We start from the raw sequence: 17,918 nt of genomic DNA, 5'->3' as shown, positions 1-17,918 counted from the left end.
GAGATATAAATGACAACGCTGTTAAGTTCGCATTCGGAATCGGATGAAATTTATTTTCCTGCCTAAATGCTGCCCAAATAACTTGTAGCTCTTTTAGATCTGGTGCCCGGAGGGGGACTTGAACCCCCATGGGATTGCTCCCTGCGGATTTTAAGTCCGCTGTGTCTGCCGATTTCACCATCCGGGCTTTGGAGAGATAACTCGCCTGAACTATCTTAACGCATTCTTGAAAAGCTTCCAGGCAAGGAACCGCCAAGGGTATTTCTGCGTATCTCCAAAAACGAAGTTAGCATTCCATGTCCGGGTCGGTACCAGCTATGCCTTTCCACGAAATTTTGATCCAAACACTCTCGGCACTGTGGGACACCAAGCTCCGCAGCTTCCTGACGATGTTCGGCATCGTCTGGGGCATCACTTCGGTGATCCTGCTGGTAGGGCTCGGTATCGGTTTTAATGTGGATCAGAAAGAACATCTACGCACAATCGGAACCGATATCGCCATTATTTTTGGCGGCAAAACGGGAGCCCAAGCGGGCGGATACGCTGCTGGCCGTGATATTCACCTTACTATCGATGACGCCATCGCGATACAGCAACAGGCTACGCTGGTAAAAACTGTGAGCCCCGAACTAAGACGAAGCGTCGCCGAGGTAAGCCAATGGAATGCGGCCAACCGTGCCGTGCGCGGAGTATGGCCCGAATATCAAAAATTCCGATCTCTCACCGTCGAACAGGGACGACTGATGACGGACCAAGATGAGGCTGAAGGCGCACGGGTTGTTCTTCTAGGAGCCGAGGCGAACAGGCAGCTCTTTCCTGGTAAAGCAGTGATTGGACAACCATTGATGGTGAATGGCTATCAATATACAGTCATCGGAGTCCTTGCAAAAAAGAAGCAAAATGGCAGCTACGGCAGCGGACCCGACAACACTCAACTTTTCACCACATACTCGGCCATGTCGCGCGACTTCCCTCCCACTGAGGGTCCCGGAGTCATTCGCGGATATGTTAATAACATCGTCGTTGAACCTATCTCCCCAGATTTACATGAAAAAGCATTGGTGCAAGTCTCGAAGATCATTGCGGAGCGACATCACTACGACCCCAACGATAAAGAGGCCTTGTGGATCTGGGATACGCTAGAAGGCTCGAAGTTCACCGAGCGCATCTTTAGCGTGATGACATTTTTCTTCGGGGCCGTAGCGCTTCTCACGCTTGCGCTAGGCGGAATCGGCGTCATGAATATCATGCTGGTTGCGGTCACAGAGCGTACGCGAGAGATTGGGGTTCGAAAAGCTCTCGGCGCCACAGCTATCGATATTAAACGACAGTTTCTAGTCGAGTCCGCCATTATTACGCTGGTCAGCGGTCTGGGAGGACTGGTTCTCGGCGTCGGCGTTTGCGTCGCAATGCGCTTCATTCCACTACCTGATTTTGTGCCACATCCCGTCATTTCGCCGATCGCCATCGCCGCATCACTAACCACTCTGGCAGCCATCACCGTCTTTGCTGGAATGTATCCCGCACTGCGAGCAGCCAACCTAAGCCCCATGGAATGCCTGAGGACAGAATAGCGATGAACCTACGCGAGATCATTCGTCAAAGCATAGAGTCGCTCCTTCGTAACCGTCTGCGTTCAGGGCTTACGATGCTTGGCATAATCTGGGGTCTGGTGACTGTCGTGCTTCTGCTAAGTTATGGCAAAAGCCTTGGCGAAGGGGTACTGAATGGCTTCATGGGTCTGGGCGACAACGTCATCATGGTATGGGGTGGTCAGACGAGCATGCAGGCTGGTGGAGAGCGATCCGGTAAAAAAGTAAAGTTTCTCGATGGAGACACGGAAGCAGTAAGGGACGCGGTTCCCTTCCTCAAAGCGGTCAGCTCAGAGACCGACGATGGCTTCAGCTTTAAGTATGGTTCGAAGGTTGTGAACATTCAGAGCAAGGCGGTCGACTTTCCTTATGGTGGAATGCGCAGGCTGAATGTGGGTCAGGGACGCTACTTTGAAGGAGCGGACTTCACCGATCATCGCCAGGTGGTCATCTTCGGACCACACGCCGCGCAAAAGCTGTTCAACGGCTATCCTCCCGTCGGCGAATCAGTGGAGATCGAAGGTCATGTTTTCCAAGTAATCGGAGTACTGAAGAACAAGATTCAGGACTCGTCTAACAATGGCCCAGACAACGAAAACGCTTTTGTTCCATTCGGCATGATGCGTCTTCTTCGCAACCAGCGCGATCCCGATAGCATTGTCTTCCAGCCAAGCGCGCCAGAGCTCCATCTCAAGGCATTGCAAGCCGTACGTGCCGTGCTCGCGCAGCGGCACCACTTTGACCCCAAAGACGATAAGGCAGTGCCCAGTTGGGATACTGTCGCGGACTCTGCCGAGATCCTTCAGTTTAGTACTGCGCTCGATCTCCTCCTAGGAATAATCGGGGCTATGACTCTTGGCGTCGGCGGAGTGGGTGTCATGAACATCATGCTGGTCTCGGTTACTGAGCGTACACGAGAGATTGGTCTTCTCAAGGCGCTGGGAGCACGCCGCAAAGACATACTCACACAGTTCCTGTTGGAGAGCCTGACTCTCACCTTCCTCGCAGGGGTAGTTGGGATGTTTGTGGCAGTCATTGTCGCTTACCTGATTCCGCCCATGCCCCTCTACTCCGACATCTACAAGACTGCGAACCATGAGGGCGATATTCTGCTTCGCGCCTCGCCTGCAATCATGTTGATTTCGTTCGCAATCCTAGCCGCTGTTGGTGTCATCTCCGGGCTTCTCCCCGCAGTTCGGGCATCACGTATGGACCCCGTGGTAGCCCTAAGACACGAGTAGCCTCTACAAGCCTGAGCTTTAGTTAGCGATTCGATATCGGATCGACTGATCCTCCAGAAAATACTCCGCCGAGCAATCCGCAGCACCGCAGATCATTGCCTCCAAGCCTGCGCACTGCTGCTTAGTGATCAACCCCAGAGATCCACAGGATGGACACGCAAGTACTGCCCAGTAAGGGTTCTCCGCCTTACCTAGCTCGCCGGCCTGCTCCAACAGAAATAACGTACCCGGCTGCATCTGCTCCGGGATCCACACTTCAAGTAGGTTTAATTCCGCTACCATGCTTGCCTCTTCTTCCAACGGTTGTCTGCGGTTCATGACTCACGTTCTAGCGCCTATACTGCTTGTCCGGCTGCGGAAGAGACCTCCTGGAAGGTATTGTGCCTGATGGAGGCATGCACTACTTCTGGTGCAAAGAATAACGGATTTACCGCTGCTGTCAATCCCGCATTTTGCACAGGAGACGCGAGTGTGGTTCTCAACTATTGCGAGGCATATAAAGCGCGATAGATTTCGCGGTTGCGCAAGATCGCCTGCACATACTCCCGTGTTTCGGTATACGGAATCGACTCAACGAACTCGGCGATGTCTTTGTAATCCCCGATCGACATCCACTGCCGTACAGGAACATCCCCTGCGTTGTAAGCTGCCAGCGCATACTCAGCCTGACCACCAAATCTGTCCATCACCTGCCGCAGATTGAACGTCCCCAACTGCAGGTTCACCGCAGGATTGAGCAGCATATTCGCATTGAAGCCTTTGATCCCCTGCTTCTTTGCCGCTGCTTTCCCCACGGAGGGCAGCAGTTGCATCAACCCCCAGGCATTTGCATGACTTACAACCCCCGCGTTGAACTCTGATTCCTGTCGAATCAGCGATGCTACAAGGTACGGGTCCAGGCCATTTTTCTGCGCATCCGCTGTAAGATCTGCCCAGTACGGTTGAGGGAAGAGCAATTTCCAGTAAACCGTCGGAACCTGATCGAGTGGCAGCGCGAAGAAAGAGATCCCACTATGTTTCATCGATTGAATCGCCCGTGTTGTCTCACCATAAGAGGAGTAGATCTCTGCCTGAGCCAGAGCGCCCCATTCATTCGACGTTGCGCTCGCCTGTATCTCCGGACCTATATATTCGTTCAGCGATGCATTCGCCAACAGCCGAGCCTTAATCAGATGAGGTTCGTTCTCAGGTAGCTCTCCGGTCAACTCTGGAACCACCGGCACATGCACTGAGCTCAAAGCCACAGCCGAAGCAACCGATGTCGCTTGCGTCTTTAGTACATTGAGTCTTTGCCTGGCAAGACCCGCATAGTAGGAGTTGATAAAAGAGGTCGTTAAGGCACGGTAGTAATTCGCAGCCTGGCCAAAGTTCTTCTCTTCATCCTCGTAGATCCGTCCTCGCCAGTAGAGTGCTCCCGGAGCTTCGACCCCGGTCGAATACATCTGGATCTGCTCATCCATCAGGCGCCCAGCTTCTGCAAAGTTGTGCAGGCGATAGTTCATCCACGCTGCCCTCCAATGCGCAGAAGCCGCATACGTACTCTTCGGGAACAACTTCACCAGCAGAGAGTAGTGGTAGGTGGCCTGCTGAGGATCATGTTTTAACAGATACATGTTGCCGCCTGAGTACAGAGCCTCTTCCAGCCACCTGCTCGCAGGAAAATCTCTTACCATCTGCGTTATCAAGGCGTCATGCCCGACCTGATCGTTTTCATTTCTCGACAGCTCTGCCAGCATATAAATTTTGAGGGCTGCGCTATCGTCCTTCGTTTCGGGTAGCTTCTCTACCTCTCGTCGACTGATTCGTTTTAACTTCATATCGCAGGCCGCCGCGTAGATCAGCAGCGCGTCATGATCGGCCGAGCTCAGTCCCGATCCACCTTTTTCTATTGAGTGATACTCTTCGCCAGCTTCTGCATATCGTTTCGCGTTGAACAGTTGATCGGCATGAACTTTACGCTCCGCTGCGGTCGGCGGCGTATTCATCGCCTGTAGTTGTGTCCGGGCCTGCCCAGCTTCGACACTCAAAGGGAAACCAACATATAAGCTTCTGTAGACAGAGGCAGCCTGCGTTATGTCGCCCGAGGTCTGGTAAGCCCTTCCCAGCGTGTACCGAAAGTCCACGTGCGATGCCTGTGAGGAATCAGCCAGCGGAAGCAGAACCTTCAGCGCGCCCTGCGGATCGTTTTGCTGCAGATGAGCGTTTGCCAGTAGAACCGGCGCATTCGCGTTGAAGATACTCTCAGGATGCCGGTCGGTGAAGTGGTCCAGCAGCCCATAGGCATCCGCACCCTGTCCAGCCTGCACCGCTGCTTGAGCGCCTAGATAGTCCGCATAATCATCCAAAGCAGTACCGCTCGCATTGGCCTGACGATAGCTGCGCACTGCGTCATCAAAGCGATGATCGAGCATCGCGGCGTGACCTAAAGCCAGATAAGCTGCAGCCGCACCTTCTCCTGGATGCTGATGCGCGTACGCTTCGACTCCGGAATAAGCAGCTACGGAGCGCGTTGCCGCCAGCTGTTGCGCCATGGGTCGTAGCTGCTCCGAAGCTTTGAACGCACTTGTCAGCCGAATAGTCTGAGCTGTTGGCTTACGCGAAGCAGTCTGGCTCTTTCCGCCAGCCGAGGCTTTTTTCTTTGCAGTCCTGCTGGAGGCTCCAGTTTTTGCTTTACTGTTCGAGCTCTTAGCCTTCGCGGCAGAGGCTCTCCGCGCGCCCGGCGAACCAGCTCTCTTTGGGGGAGCGGACTTCTTCGTCTGGGTAACAGCCTGGGGCGCGGCTTGCTCCTGCACGACTACCCCGCCCGCAGCATACGGTACGGCTATACCGATCAAAGTGGCCGCAACTATCGCCAACCGAACCTTACCCCTGATGCTCAACATTGTGCCTTTATTTTTCCGACCCACCACTCCACTCTAGCTGCCCGGCTTGAGCCACGCACCAGCAATCGACCGCGAACCAACGCAGATACTTCAAAGTCACACTAATGACCTCTGACTGAGTGTGCTCTAACTCACCCTCAACATTTGTACTTAAACCTGCATCGAGGAAATATTCATTGCAAATGATTTCATATAAGAAGCGGCATCGGTCAGCTACTCGGCACAAGGCTCAATTATGCAATAAGATACAAGTTTTCATGGCGTCATGGATCTCGGCGCCCTAGAAACCGTCGCAAGGCTCGTCCGAAGAAGACTCACCGCAGATTCATCCAACTAACAACTATCCATCAACGTTCAGCAAAGACAGTGACCCAACTAACCCCTGATTGTGCGCTCTTCATTGATCAGTCTCATTCCGTTAAATAGGTTTCAAACGATTCGCCTGCACAGCGAATCTTTGCTCTCTGACGCCGCGACATTTACTATGCTGTAGACAGCTAATTGTTGAACGGTCGGAATCGGCTGATTCAGCATTTGTTTTCCGCACCTTTTCACTCATGCCCGCCATCCAATCACCAGTAACGGAAGAAGTCCACCCCGACGTAGCGCTTGTAGCACGCGCCAAAGAAGGGGATACTGCAGCATTTGAGCAGCTGGTTCGTCAGTACGAGCGCCAGATCTTCCGGGTGGCGCAGCATATTACTCAAAACCGTGAAGACGCTGAAGACATTACGCAAGATGCATTCCTCAAGGCCTACGAGAAGCTGGACCAATTCCAGGGAAACTCGAAATTCTCTACCTGGCTCGTCCGTATCGCGGTCAACGAGAGTCTTATGCGGCTTCGTAAGCGCAAGACCAGCAAAACTGTCTCTATGGATGAGGACGTCCAGACTGAGGAAGGATCCATCCCACGTGATTTCGCGGAATGGCGGCCAAACCCAGAACAGCAGTACAACCAGGCTGAGCTCGCCGACATCCTTCGCAAAACCATTCAGGGCCTTCCTCCAGGCTTCCGGACAGTCTTTACTCTTCGAGATGTTGAGAACCTCTCCACGGAAGAGACTGCGGAGGCACTCGGCTTGAGCGTCCCAGCGGTGAAATCCAGATTGTTACGAGCGCGACTTCAACTCCGCGAGCGTCTCAGCCGATACTTCCGGCAGAAGCAGGAGGGCCAGCCAGCATGAACTGCACGGATCTACTAAGCCATCTTTCTGACTACTTCGACGATCAGCTCACCGTAGAGCTACGTGAGGAAATCAGCGAACATACCTCCGGATGCCAACATTGCCGAGTGGTTCTCAACACCACCCATCAGACCATCGAGGTGTATAAGGGGACCGAAATATACGAAGTCTCCCCCGGACTACGTGAACGGCTTCACTCCGCTATCATGGCGAAGTGTTTTGCAAAGAAATAGTTCTCAACCGGTCTTTTTAGATCCGCCCGGCAGATCTTAATATTTCAATCTCTGGATTCGTGAACACCCTCGACCGGATCAGAAACCGCACGCCTTCTCCGTTCTCTAACGAAAACATCCCTCCACGCCCCGGCACGACATCCAGAATCAGCTGTGTGTGCTTCCAGTATTGAAACTGACTTCCGCTCATGTAAAAGGGCGTGTCTCCCAGTGTCGCAAGCAGAACATCTCCATCCCCCACTAAAAACTCTCCGCGTGAATAACACATGGGCGAGCTGCCGTCACAGCAACCTCCCGACTGATGAAACATTAGCTCCCCATGTTTAGCAGACAGCCTATCCATCAACTCCTCAGCAGCGGGCGTCGTCACAACCTGTTTCGGCAAATCCGCCATCTAGAAAAATCCCATCGCATTAGGGCTATAGCTCACCAACTGGTTCTTGGTCTGCTGGTAGTGCTCCAGCATCATCTTATGATTCTCTCGTCCGACGCCCGACTGCTTATAACCGCCAAAAGCTGCATGAGCTGGATACAGGTGATAGCAGTTTGTCCAAACTCTTCCCGCTTCGATCGCCCGGCCAAAGTGATAAGCCCGGTTCATGTCGCGTGTCCAAACGCCTGCTCCTAACCCATAAAGAGTGTCATTAGCCAGCTCCAGAGCTTCTTCCTCATCATGGAAAGTTGTCACTGAAACTACTGGACCAAAGATCTCCTCCTGGAAGATTCGCATCTTGTTATTTCCCTTAAAGACTGTGGGCTCAATGTAAAAACCCTCAGAAAGATCGCCAGCTTGGGTTGCACGCTTACCACCAGCCAGTACCTGTGCACCCTCCTGTTTGCCGATGTCGAAGTAAGAGAGGATCTTCTCCATCTGCTCACTCGAGGCCTGCGCGCCGATCATCGTCGTTTTATCGAGTGGATTCCCCTGCTTGATCGCCTGCACGCGCTTCAGGGCACGCTCCATGAACTGGTCGTAGAGCGTGTCCTGAATCAATGCGCGCGAAGGGCAAGTACACACCTCGCCCTGATTCAAAGCGAACATCGTAAAACCTTCGAGCGCCTTATCAAAAAATGCATCGTCCGCGCTGGCCACGTCCTGGAAAAAGATATTCGGGCTCTTGCCCCCCAACTCCAGGGTCACGGGAATAATATTTTGGGACGCATACTGCATAATCAATCGGCCGGTCGTCGTCTCTCCTGTAAACGCGATCTTGTTGATGCGCTTGCTCGAAGCTAGCGGCTTGCCTGCCTCCAGCCCGAACCCATTGACAATATTCACCACACCCGGAGGCAAGATATCCTGAATTAGCTCCATCAAAACCAGTATCGACATCGGAGTCTGCTCCGCCGGCTTCAGCACCACGCAGTTCCCTGCAGCCAGCGCCGGCGCCAATTTCCACGTCGCCATCAGAATCGGGAAGTTCCAGGGGATAATCAGACCAATGACACCCAGCGGCTCATGGTAATGGTACGCAATCGTGTCCTTGTCGATCTCCGAGATCGATCCCTCCTGTGCCCGGATCACACCAGCGAAATAGCGAAAGTGATCTGCGGCAAGTGGTAGGTCGGCCGCCATCGTCTCGCGAATCGGCTTGCCGTTATCCCACGTCTCCACCGTCGCCAGCATCTCGAGATTGTCTTCAATGCGCTGAGCAATCTTCTCCAACATCCTCCCGCGTTCAGTCGTCGAAGTCTTTCCCCAATCCTTCTTCGCCGCGTGTGCCGCATCGAGAGCCCTTTCTACATCTGCTGCATTCGAGCGCGCAATCTCGCACAGGACCCGCCCTGTCACAGGTGTCACATTCTCAAAATACTGGCCCGACAGCGGTGCGACCCATTCTCCGCCAATGAAGTTCTCGTACCGTTTTTTGATCGACACAGGAAACCCATAGGTCCCCGGCTGAAGCGCAGTCATCGTAGCCATAAAATCCACTCCCTGGAGATCATTACCTTCACCGCGCTCGAAATTGTATTCCTCTCCCGCAGAATCTGTCACAGCACAGAACGAAAAAGCATCATAATCTCTCTTTTCAAGAAACATGTGAAAGGCAGACTGATGCTGGAGGGATCATCGACCCTTCGATCGCTCTTGCGCGAGTCCTGACCTAAGAAAGCCCGGCAGCCGCCGGGCTTTCTTTACTTTCGACCTACGACTCTAAAATCATCGGGCTCCTGGGCACGAGGAGTATCCCACCCACAACATGGAACAATATTGTCTCCAGCCTCTGGTGGCCCCCACGTATGAGGTTCGTAGACATAAACTGGCGTGTTTTCTTTGAGGACAGGATCGACAATACGCCATGCTTCTTCCACGTAGTCCTGTCGCGCGAAGAGTGTGGCGTCGCCAGCCATCGCGTCTGTCAAAACCCGCTCGTAAGCCTCCATCTCCTCTGGGCTAGGGTGGCGGCTGGCGATCAGTTCTACAGATTCGCGACCAGAGCCTTCCAGTTCATTCGCAATCGAGACGGACATCGCCACGGTCATTTCGGGGCTAATCCGGAAGCGCATGTAATTTTGTTGCACATCCGGCTCCGTAATGTTGGTAGTCGGCGGCTTGCGGAACCGGGCCATCACTTCCATGCATGTCACCGGAAGATTCTTGCCAGCGCGGATATAGAAAGGGACACCGTCCCACCGCCAGGATTTGATCTCGAGCTTAAGACATGCAAATGTCTCGACCTTCGAGTTTGGCGCAACTCCCTTTTCATCAAGGTATCCATGAAACTGTCCGCGGACGAGATTCTTTGCCTCTAGCGGCGGAATTGCCTTCAACACCTTTACCTTCTCATCTCGCATGGACTCTGCATCGCCTCGTGCAGGACACTCCATTGCGAGATTGCACATCACCTGGAAGATGTGATTCTGAATCACATCGCGGATCGCGCCGGTCTGATCGTAGAAAGCTCCGCGGCCCTGCACCCCGAAGTCTTCCGCCATCGTAATTTGAACGCTCTCAACATAATCGCGATTCCAGATCGGCTCCAGGAACGTATTTGAAAAGCGAAAGGACACCATGTTGTGAACGGGGCCTTTAGCCAGATAATGATCAATCCGGAATATGGACGACTCCGGAAACGCCGACAGCAAAATCCGGTTCAGCTCCTGTGCCGAAGCCAGATCGTGCCCGAACGGCTTCTCCACAATCATGCGAGCGCCTTTGGCTGAACCAGACTTCACTAACTGCTCGACGACCTCCTCAAACAGCGAGGGAGGAATGGCCAGATAGTGAGCTGGCCTCTCCGCCGAACCCAGCGCATTCCGCACCGCTACAAACGTCGCCGGGTCGACATAGTCGCCGTCGACATACCGCAGCAGAGAGCTCATCTTGGCCCACGCATCCGCGTCAAGACCACCATGCTTCTCGAGACTGTCCTGGGCACGCGCCTTGAACTGATCGAGGGTCCAACCAGCTTTTGCTACGCCAATCACAGGGACATTCAGAGTACCCCGTTTGACCATCGATTGAAGTGCAGGAAAGATCTTCTTATAGGCAAGATCGCCTGTCGCCCCAAAGAAGACCAGAGCATCAGAATGAGATTGACTCACGAGTTTTCTCCTTCGAATTCCAACGGCTATTTTGCTTCCGGTTTCTCAAGATGCCCACCAAACGCAAAGCGCATCGCAGACAGCAGCTTATTCGAGAAGTCAGCTTCCCCTCTCGAACTGAACCGGGTATAGAGTGCCGTAGTCAACACTGGAGTCGGAACTCCTTCATCAATTGCAGCCTTGATCGTCCAACGACCTTCGCCCGAGTCCGAAACTCGACCACCGAACTTCGTCAATTCAGGATCGCCAATGAGGGCAGATGCAGTCAGGTCGAGCAGCCAGGAAGCAATCACACTTCCGCGACGCCAGACCTCGGCAACATCAGGCAGGTTGAAATCATAGAGATAGTGTTCCGGATCACGGAGTGGTGTCGTCTCAGCGTCGATCTCTGCGGTGTGCTTGCCTATATTGGCTGCCTTCAACACACCAAGGCCTTCAGCATAGGCCGCCATCATTCCGTATTCGATTCCGTTATGCACCATCTTCACAAAGTGGCCACCACCGCTCTCGCCGCAATGCAGATAACCCAGCTCCGCTGTGCCGCCAACCTTCTCGCGCCCAGGAGTTTTGGGAATGTCGCCAATGCCTGGGGCAATCGTCTTGAAGATCGGGTCCAGATGTTCCACGACGGACTTCGGACCGCCGATCATCATGCAGTAGCCACGTTCCAGTCCCCAGACGCCGCCGCTTGTGCCAACATCCACATAGCGAATTCCCTTGGGTTCAAGCTCCTTGGACCGGCGAATATCATCGATGTAATAGGAGTTTCCACCATCAATCAGGATGTCATCTTTCTCCAGATGAGGCACTAGTTCAGCGATCGTCTGTTCCACAACTCCTGCAGGAATCATCAGCCAGATCGCGCGCGGCTTGGACAACTTGCTGACAAAATCTTCAAGCGACGAACCGCCGGTTATCCCCTTCTCCTTCGCAAGATCACCCACTACCTGCTGCGACCTATCGAAGACAACGCATTCGTGCCCATCCTTGGCCAACCGCTTCACCATGTTGGCACCCATCCTACCCAGCCCTATCATTCCAAGTTGCATTGATCGCTCCCTCTCAATAGTTGCTAATTCACTGAACATCCAAAACGGCGCAAAGTCTTCTCGCAGCCGTAGCCGCTAGACTATTTGTTCTTCCTATATCTGCGAATCAGATTCGTCGTGGAAGTATCGTGCGAAAGTGCAGGTTCTGCTTTGCTCTCTAACTCGCCGATAATCTTCTGCGCCAAAATCTTCCCAAGCTCAACACCCCACTGATCAAAGGAGTCGATGCCCCAAATGGTACCTTGCGTGAACACAGCGTGCTCATAGAGAGCGATCAGCTTGCCCAGCACCTCAGGACTCAGATGATCGGTGAGAATCGTATTCGACGGACGGTTACCTTCGAACACTCGGTGAGGAACGAGCCAATCGGGAGTTCCCTCCGCCTTCACCTGCTCCGCCGTCTTACCGAATGCCAACGCTTCAGCCTGTGCAAAGACATTCGCCATCAACATATCGTGATGCTGCCCCAGCGGATTCAGTGTTTTGTAAAACCCAATGAAATCGCAAGGGATCAGCCGAGTTCCCTGGTGGATCAGCTGGTAAAAGGAATGCTGCCCGTTCGTGCCCGGCTCTCCCCAATAGATCGGCCCGGTCTCGGTCTTCACATGCGTTCCATCCAGAGTTACATGCTTGCCGTTGCTTTCCATCGTCAACTGCTGCAGATAGGCCGGAAAACGCTTCAGATACTGTTCATAAGGAAGAACCGCAACCGTCTGCGCATCGAAGAAATCGGTGTACCAGACTGTAAGCAGGCCCATGAGGACTGGTAGATTGTTCGCGAAAGGGGCAGTACGGAAGTGTTCGTCCATCTGGTGGAAACCATCCAGCATGGCACGGAAGTTATCTGGCCCGATTGCAAGCATCGTCGACAACCCGATCGCAGAATCCATGGAATAGCGTCCACCAACCCAGTCCCAGAACTCGAACATGTTCGCCGTATCGATGCCGAACTTCGCAACCTCTTTGGCGTTCGTCGAGATCGCTACAAAGTGCTTTGCCACGGCCTTCTCGTCACCACCCAGCCCCGCAAGCGACCAGTCGCGCGCCGAATGAGCATTCGTCATCGTCTCAAGCGTAGTGAAGGTCTTCGAGGCGACGAGAAAAAGCGTTTCGTCAGCATTCAGATCCTGCACTGCCTCCGCAAAGTCCGTACCATCGACGTTTGAGACAAAACGGAAGGTGATATCGCGCTGGCTGTAGTGTTTGAGCGCTTCATACGCCATTACTGGGCCAAGATCCGAACCGCCGATGCCGATATTGATGACATTTTTGATTCGCTTACCGGTGTGACCTTTCCAGGCCCCGCTCCGCACACGTTCCGCGAAACCCGCCATTTTGTCCAACACAGCATGAACAGCGGGAACAACATCTTCACCATCGACAAGTATCTTTTCACTTTTCGGCGCGCGCAAAGCAACATGCAGCACAGCCCGATTTTCAGTGATATTGATCTTCTCCCCACTGAACATCGCATCAATACGTGCTTTCAAGCCTGACTCTTCAGCAAGCTGAATCAGAAGCTTCAGAGTCTCCTCTGTGATTCGATTCTTTGAGTAGTCGAGAAAAATCCCCTTCGCCTCAAGGGTAAACCGCTCTCCACGTGCGGGATCGTCCGCAAATAGTTGGCGAAGCTGCATATCGTGAATCTGCTGATAGTGCGCTCCCAGCGCTTTCCATGCTGAACGCTCACTGAGTGGCGTCAATTTCGTTGTCATCTACTATTCCTCGCATCTCTTTTATCTTCGCCAGACCAGACTACTATTCCTTCGCGATACACGCACCGTGACGGAGTTTGGAAGCCGGAGAAACCCCGAACATTCCCGCAATTTTAATAAAAAAATACTCGCACAATTAACTCTCCAAATGATCTCCCCACTCTTCTTTCCGACCTCTTTGCTATAGATGACGAAAAGACGATTAGATATTCCTGAAAATATTGGGGAGCTAATTCCCGCCGACTATGAGAAGAGAACGGGTGGCATAAAGTTACGGGCCGAGTAAAAGATTAACTGAGATTCTTCTCAAATACCTATTTCAGTTCGGATTGCGGCTGAGATGGCGTCCGCATGATGCCGCATGAGCTTCTCCGATTCGGCTTCAATCATCACCCGCGCCAGCGCTTCTGTGCCACTGTAGCGAATGACTACTCTTCCGGAGTCGGCCAGCTCGACCTCGGCATCGCGAATTGCAGCGACCACTGTTGGAATCATCTCAAATGGCTTCTTTTCTCGCACCTTGACGTTGACAATTACTTGCGGGAAGACTTTAAGGTCCGCAACGAGACTAGCTAGAGATTTCCCGCTTCGGTGGACGACATCCAGCAGAAGCAGCGCGGTAAGGAGTCCATCCCCTGTCGTACTACGACCGGTAAAAATAATATGGCCTGATTGCTCTCCACCCAGCGCCGCGCCGGTTGCAAGCATCTGTTCAAGAACGTACTTATCGCCGACAGCAGCGCGAAGCATTTTGATTCCGCTTCGCTTCAGCGCAGCTTCGAGCCCCATATTCGACATAGTAGTCGCAACGACCGTTGAGTTTGTCAAAAGCCCCCGGCTCTGCAGATCTCGGGCTGCAAGCAGTAGCACCGCATCGCCATTGACCACCCTCCCGTTCTCATCAGCAAAAAGAGCACGGTCTGCGTCCCCATCGAAAGTAATCCCCATCGCCGCGCCAGAACTTATAACTTGGCCTGCAACGATCTCTGGGTGCAATGCTCCGCAAGCTTCATTGATATTTCGACCGTCTGGACTGGCGTGGGTAATAACCACCTCCCCGCCAAGATCGGAGAAGAGTTGAGGAGCGACCGAGGAAGCGGCTCCATTAGCGCAGTCGATCACGATTCGTTTTCCGTCAAGCGAAAGACCGGGAGCCGCGGCGAGCAAAAATCGAACATACTCCGCACGATCTGCTTCATTCACGGCAGGTGGCTGGACCTGCTCGGGTGCTCTTGTAGAGTTGGCCAGCTTGTGGAAGATTTCCTCTTCGATCGCGAGTTCGACAGCATCCGGCAACTTATAACCATCGGGACCGAAAAGCTTGATGCCGTTATCTTGCCAGGGATTATGTGAGGCCGAGATAACGATTCCTGTAGCGAATCCGTGGGTATGGGCAAGAAAAGCAACAGCAGGGGTTGTAATGACACCCGCGCTTTCTACAGAAGCTCCGCCAGCAACTAACCCGGCGGTCAACGTCGCCGCAATCCATTGACTGGACTCGCGAGTGTCCATGCCGAGCAACACTCGAGGGGAGGCTCCCTTCGCCTCAAGAGTATGTGCAAGTGCAAGCCCAATAGCATATACGGTGGTCGAATCCAGTGGCGATTGACCGGCGACTCCTCGAATGCCATCAGTTCCAAAAAGCTTCTTCATCAGTTACTGGTCTCCAATGCTTTAGTTTTTTCTAAGTGGGTATGAGTGACTTCAGCATCAAGTGTTCCCTGAGCAAGACGGACGCGTATGCTTTGCCCCGCAACGACGCCTGCGACTGAACGAAGCAGTCTGCCGTCAGTGGCGCCTCCGTGCAAGTACGCGAGAGCATAACCACGCGACAAAACCGCAAGTGGCGACAAAGCTTCGAGCTTCACGGACGTTCTTTCTAGACGTGTCTCCCGATTAGCTACCGACTGAACAATGGCGCGCTCCAATCGCAAGACGGCAGCCTGAAGACGATGCAACGTTGCGGTGACGCGAATAGAGAAATCCTGGCGGCGAAGGCGGTCTTGTGCCGTATTCAGCCGTTGAGCCGGAGTGCGAAGCTGGCGTTGGACTGCCAGGTCAAGACGAAGTCTGAACTCATCGAGTCGCTGGTCCCTGCGGCTAACTGCATCTCGCAGACGGTTCAACACTGCCTCCGCAGATAACCTTGTATAGCTCTGCCTTGCCTGCACGATGTGGAATCTACCGGCACGCTGCACCCTGGCCTCTAGAGCAGCAATACGCTCTCCAATACGATGCTGTGCTGCAGTGACTAGCTCGGCGGCAGCTGAAGGAGTAGGAGCGCGAAGGTCGGCGGCGAAGTCGGCGATCGTAAAGTCAGTCTCATGGCCAATTGCCGAAACAACTGGAAGTTCCGATGCGGCAATCGTTCGTGCCAACGCTTCGTCGTTGAAGCCCGCAAGATCTTCGACGGAGCCGCCTCCTCTTGCGAGCACGACAACATCCACGAGTGCCCGATTCGCATTGAACCAGAGGATTCCAGCGGCAACAGAGCCAGGGCTAGAGCCTCCCTGCATCGTTGCAGGATATATCAGAAGATTGAGCCGTGTATGACGACGGCGAACTACGGTGACGATATCGCGAATGACTGAGCCTGTAAGAGAAGTAACGACTCCAATGCACTTCGGGAATGCTGGCAATGGTCGTTTACGCGCCGCATCGAAGAGTCCTTCGGCGAGCAGTCGGGCACGAAGCTGCTCAAATGCAAGCTGCAGAGCGCCAGCCCCGCGAGACTCCATGGTCTCCGCGATCAGCTGGAGTTGACCTCGGCTCTCATATACGGATATTCGACCACAAACCAAAACAACAAGACCATCCACAGGGCGAAACCGCAGCAACACCGCCTGGCGACGGAAGAGCACAACGGGCAACTGCGACTCGCCGCCTTTCAACGTGAAGTAAATATGGCCGGATGGTGCTGGGCGGCAGTTGGAGATCTCGCCTTCGACCCAAAGATCGTTATAAGTCGTTTCAATTTGTTGACGGACGTTCGTGACGAGTGAGCGAACACTCCAGATGCGACGTTCAGGCATCAGGTCAGGCGCAATTTTTCCTGGCTTAGTTTTCGCTACCGTCTTAGACAACTCGTCACTCAGAATAGCCTGATCACTCGACTCTGCAGCCGAGAGTGCTGCATCCTCTTCAGAGAGAGGAAATAGACCCGCTTGAAAGAGCGAGTCAGGCGTAGGCGCTATTGAAGTTAGCTGTCTTCTGGTCCGGGCCTTCCCTCGCCGGGTTCGCAAGCTAGCCAGAGTCGGCGGATTGTCTTCCCTTTCAGACATCTTGCCTGAGTCTAGCATCGCGACGACGCCTCTTCGAGGTCAGCGGCGTAGGCGCCCCACAGCCCAAAGAATCAAGCTCAACAGGGTACTGAGCAAAATAGAAGTAACAATTGGAAATGAGACCGACCAACCCTTTCCGCGCCAGCTAAAGTCGCCCGGAAGCCGACCAAGCGGTAAGTCGAGACGATTCAGTCCAAGGATGAGCCCACCAGCCACCATTAGCAGAAGACCAAGACAGAGAAGAGTGCGTCCTAGTTCGGGCATCTTCACCGCCTCATTAAGCAATCGCCAGCAGGGCGGCAGCCTCGCGTAGAAGTTCCGATGGCTGGCAGGGCTTTGTGAGAATACCTACCGGTCGCAATAAGCTGCTGGACTTCTCCCGTACACTCTTCAGATTGGAGTAAAACCCGGTAAGAACAAGAATTCGGCACGCGGGTAACTCTCGTGTCACGTCGCTAACCAGGGAAAGTCCGTCCCGTCCCGGCATCGTAATATCACACAGAAGCAGATTCGGCACAAACTCACGGGAACACTCCAACCCATGTTCGGCGGAGTATGCTGCTCTCGCATTAAACCCACTCTTTTCGAAGATGAGAGTCAGCGTATCGGCCACCAGACGGTCATCATCAACCACTAAAACTCTCTGCATGGTTGCCCTCCGTGAGGATCACTTTGATTGAGCGCCAACTTGTCTCTGATGGGTCCAGATTAGGCCACAAAAAGTACATTGTCGAATCAAAATTCGATGTTTTTTCTACTGAAGATTTAGACTTCACTCTTCAGCCAATGTTGCAAAAAAAACGAGCCAAAGATCAGTGCAAGATTAGAGATTTGTACGTTCTCTGCAGAAACCGTAAGTTTCACTACTGATAACAGGTCTCAAAGCCCGTACCAGCTTCATTCGATAGGATTTCTATTGCACTTATCCGCATTCATTGCCGGTTTGCTCTTTTGCCTGGGAGTGGCCCTCGACGCCTTCCAGACCATCATCCTCCCTCGTCGTCCCACAGGACGATTTCGAATCACCCGTATCTTCTTCATTGCTACCTGGGCCCCATGGGTCATCATGGCGGAGCATGTCACCAACAAAAAGCTTCGCAGTCAGTTCTACAGCATTTACGGCCCACTCTCTCTTCTTTTGCTACTCCTTCTATGGGCAGTTCTTCTCATCTTTGGCTTTGCCATGTTTTACTTT

The 17,918-nt window shown here is 53.4% G+C and carries 15 protein-coding genes, 1 tRNA gene and 1 pseudogene; 5 read left to right on the top strand and 12 right to left on the bottom strand.

The annotated features are described in order from the left end of the window. Positions 1-100: 100 nt before the first annotated feature. A tRNA-Leu gene (locus GSQ94_RS11365) sits at positions 101-187 on the bottom strand. A 148-nt stretch (positions 188-335) separates the two neighbouring features. Between GSQ94_RS11365 and GSQ94_RS11360 the strand changes: the two genes are divergently transcribed. Then, a complete protein-coding gene (locus GSQ94_RS11360) occupies positions 336-1,574 on the top strand; it encodes an ABC transporter permease (protein WP_254063798.1) in 1,239 nt (412 codons plus the stop codon). 2 nt (positions 1,575-1,576) lie between these two features. Further along, positions 1,577-2,833, top strand: a complete 1,257-nt coding sequence (locus GSQ94_RS11355; protein WP_158943965.1) for an ABC transporter permease — start codon at positions 1,577-1,579, stop codon at positions 2,831-2,833. A gap of 18 nt (positions 2,834-2,851) precedes the next feature. On the opposite strand, the gene GSQ94_RS11350 is transcribed toward GSQ94_RS11355, so the two are convergent. Further along, positions 2,852-3,115 (bottom strand): hypothetical protein, encoded by a 264-nt coding sequence (locus GSQ94_RS11350; protein WP_158943964.1) that lies wholly within the window; start codon positions 3,113-3,115, stop codon positions 2,852-2,854. 200 nt (positions 3,116-3,315) lie between these two features. Continuing rightward, positions 3,316-5,715 (bottom strand): transglycosylase SLT domain-containing protein, encoded by a 2,400-nt coding sequence (locus tag GSQ94_RS11345; protein ID WP_158943963.1) that lies wholly within the window; start codon positions 5,713-5,715, stop codon positions 3,316-3,318. Positions 5,716-6,272: 557 nt separating this feature from the next. Between GSQ94_RS11345 and GSQ94_RS11340 the strand changes: the two genes are divergently transcribed. Both GSQ94_RS11340 and GSQ94_RS11335 read left to right on the top strand, forming a co-directional pair. Further along, on the top strand, positions 6,273-6,899 hold the full coding sequence (locus GSQ94_RS11340) for an RNA polymerase sigma factor (RefSeq protein ID WP_158943962.1): 627 nt from the start codon (positions 6,273-6,275) through the stop codon (positions 6,897-6,899). Continuing rightward, positions 6,896-7,132: an anti-sigma factor gene (locus GSQ94_RS11335; protein WP_158943961.1), complete on the top strand. Its 237-nt coding sequence runs from the start codon at positions 6,896-6,898 to the stop codon at positions 7,130-7,132. The genes GSQ94_RS11340 and GSQ94_RS11335 overlap by 4 nt, the downstream gene beginning before the upstream one ends. Positions 7,133-7,148: 16 nt before the next feature. Here GSQ94_RS11335 and GSQ94_RS11330 read toward each other — a convergent pair whose 3' ends face one another. From GSQ94_RS11330 to GSQ94_RS11290, 9 genes are all read right to left on the bottom strand, one after another. Then, the gene (locus tag GSQ94_RS11330) at positions 7,149-7,526 is read right to left on the bottom strand and encodes a DUF779 domain-containing protein (protein WP_158943960.1); all 378 of its coding nucleotides are present in this window, start codon (positions 7,524-7,526) and stop codon (positions 7,149-7,151) included. Then, the gene (gene adh, locus GSQ94_RS11325; protein ID WP_216843070.1) at positions 7,527-9,056 is read right to left on the bottom strand and encodes an aldehyde dehydrogenase; all 1,530 of its coding nucleotides are present in this window, start codon (positions 9,054-9,056) and stop codon (positions 7,527-7,529) included. A gap of 212 nt (positions 9,057-9,268) precedes the next feature. After that, positions 9,269-10,678, bottom strand: a complete 1,410-nt coding sequence (zwf, locus tag GSQ94_RS11320; protein WP_158943959.1) for a glucose-6-phosphate dehydrogenase — start codon at positions 10,676-10,678, stop codon at positions 9,269-9,271. A 26-nt stretch (positions 10,679-10,704) separates the two neighbouring features. Continuing rightward, a complete protein-coding gene (gene gnd / locus GSQ94_RS11315; RefSeq protein WP_158943958.1) occupies positions 10,705-11,727 on the bottom strand; it encodes a phosphogluconate dehydrogenase (NAD(+)-dependent, decarboxylating) in 1,023 nt (340 codons plus the stop codon). An 80-nt stretch (positions 11,728-11,807) separates the two neighbouring features. Then, positions 11,808-13,442, bottom strand: coding sequence for a glucose-6-phosphate isomerase (pgi, locus tag GSQ94_RS11310; RefSeq protein WP_158943957.1), 1,635 nt, complete (start codon positions 13,440-13,442; stop codon positions 11,808-11,810). A 306-nt stretch (positions 13,443-13,748) separates the two neighbouring features. Continuing rightward, complete coding sequence (gene glmM, locus GSQ94_RS11305; protein ID WP_158943956.1) at positions 13,749-15,095, bottom strand: phosphoglucosamine mutase; 1,347 nt, start codon at positions 15,093-15,095, stop codon at positions 13,749-13,751. Then, the gene (gene xseA, locus GSQ94_RS11300) at positions 15,095-16,525 is read right to left on the bottom strand and encodes an exodeoxyribonuclease VII large subunit (protein ID WP_254063797.1); all 1,431 of its coding nucleotides are present in this window, start codon (positions 16,523-16,525) and stop codon (positions 15,095-15,097) included. Before xseA ends, glmM begins: the two co-directional genes overlap by 1 nt. A gap of 237 nt (positions 16,526-16,762) precedes the next feature. Further along, positions 16,763-16,987: a DUF2905 family protein gene (locus GSQ94_RS11295; protein WP_158943954.1), complete on the bottom strand. Its 225-nt coding sequence runs from the start codon at positions 16,985-16,987 to the stop codon at positions 16,763-16,765. Between the two features lie 13 nt (positions 16,988-17,000). After that, on the bottom strand, positions 17,001-17,372 hold the full coding sequence (locus GSQ94_RS11290; RefSeq protein ID WP_158943953.1) for a response regulator: 372 nt from the start codon (positions 17,370-17,372) through the stop codon (positions 17,001-17,003). A 267-nt stretch (positions 17,373-17,639) separates the two neighbouring features. Here GSQ94_RS11290 and GSQ94_RS11285 point away from each other — a divergent pair. Then, positions 17,640-17,918: pseudogene (locus tag GSQ94_RS11285) on the top strand (two pore domain potassium channel family protein); the annotation flags it as partial.

Source organism: Granulicella sp. S190, from assembly GCF_009766095.1.
GTDB lineage: Bacteria > Acidobacteriota > Terriglobia > Terriglobales > Acidobacteriaceae > Edaphobacter.
The sequence above is the reverse complement of the archived record's forward strand: the minus strand, read 5'-3'. Positions and strand labels throughout refer to the sequence as shown.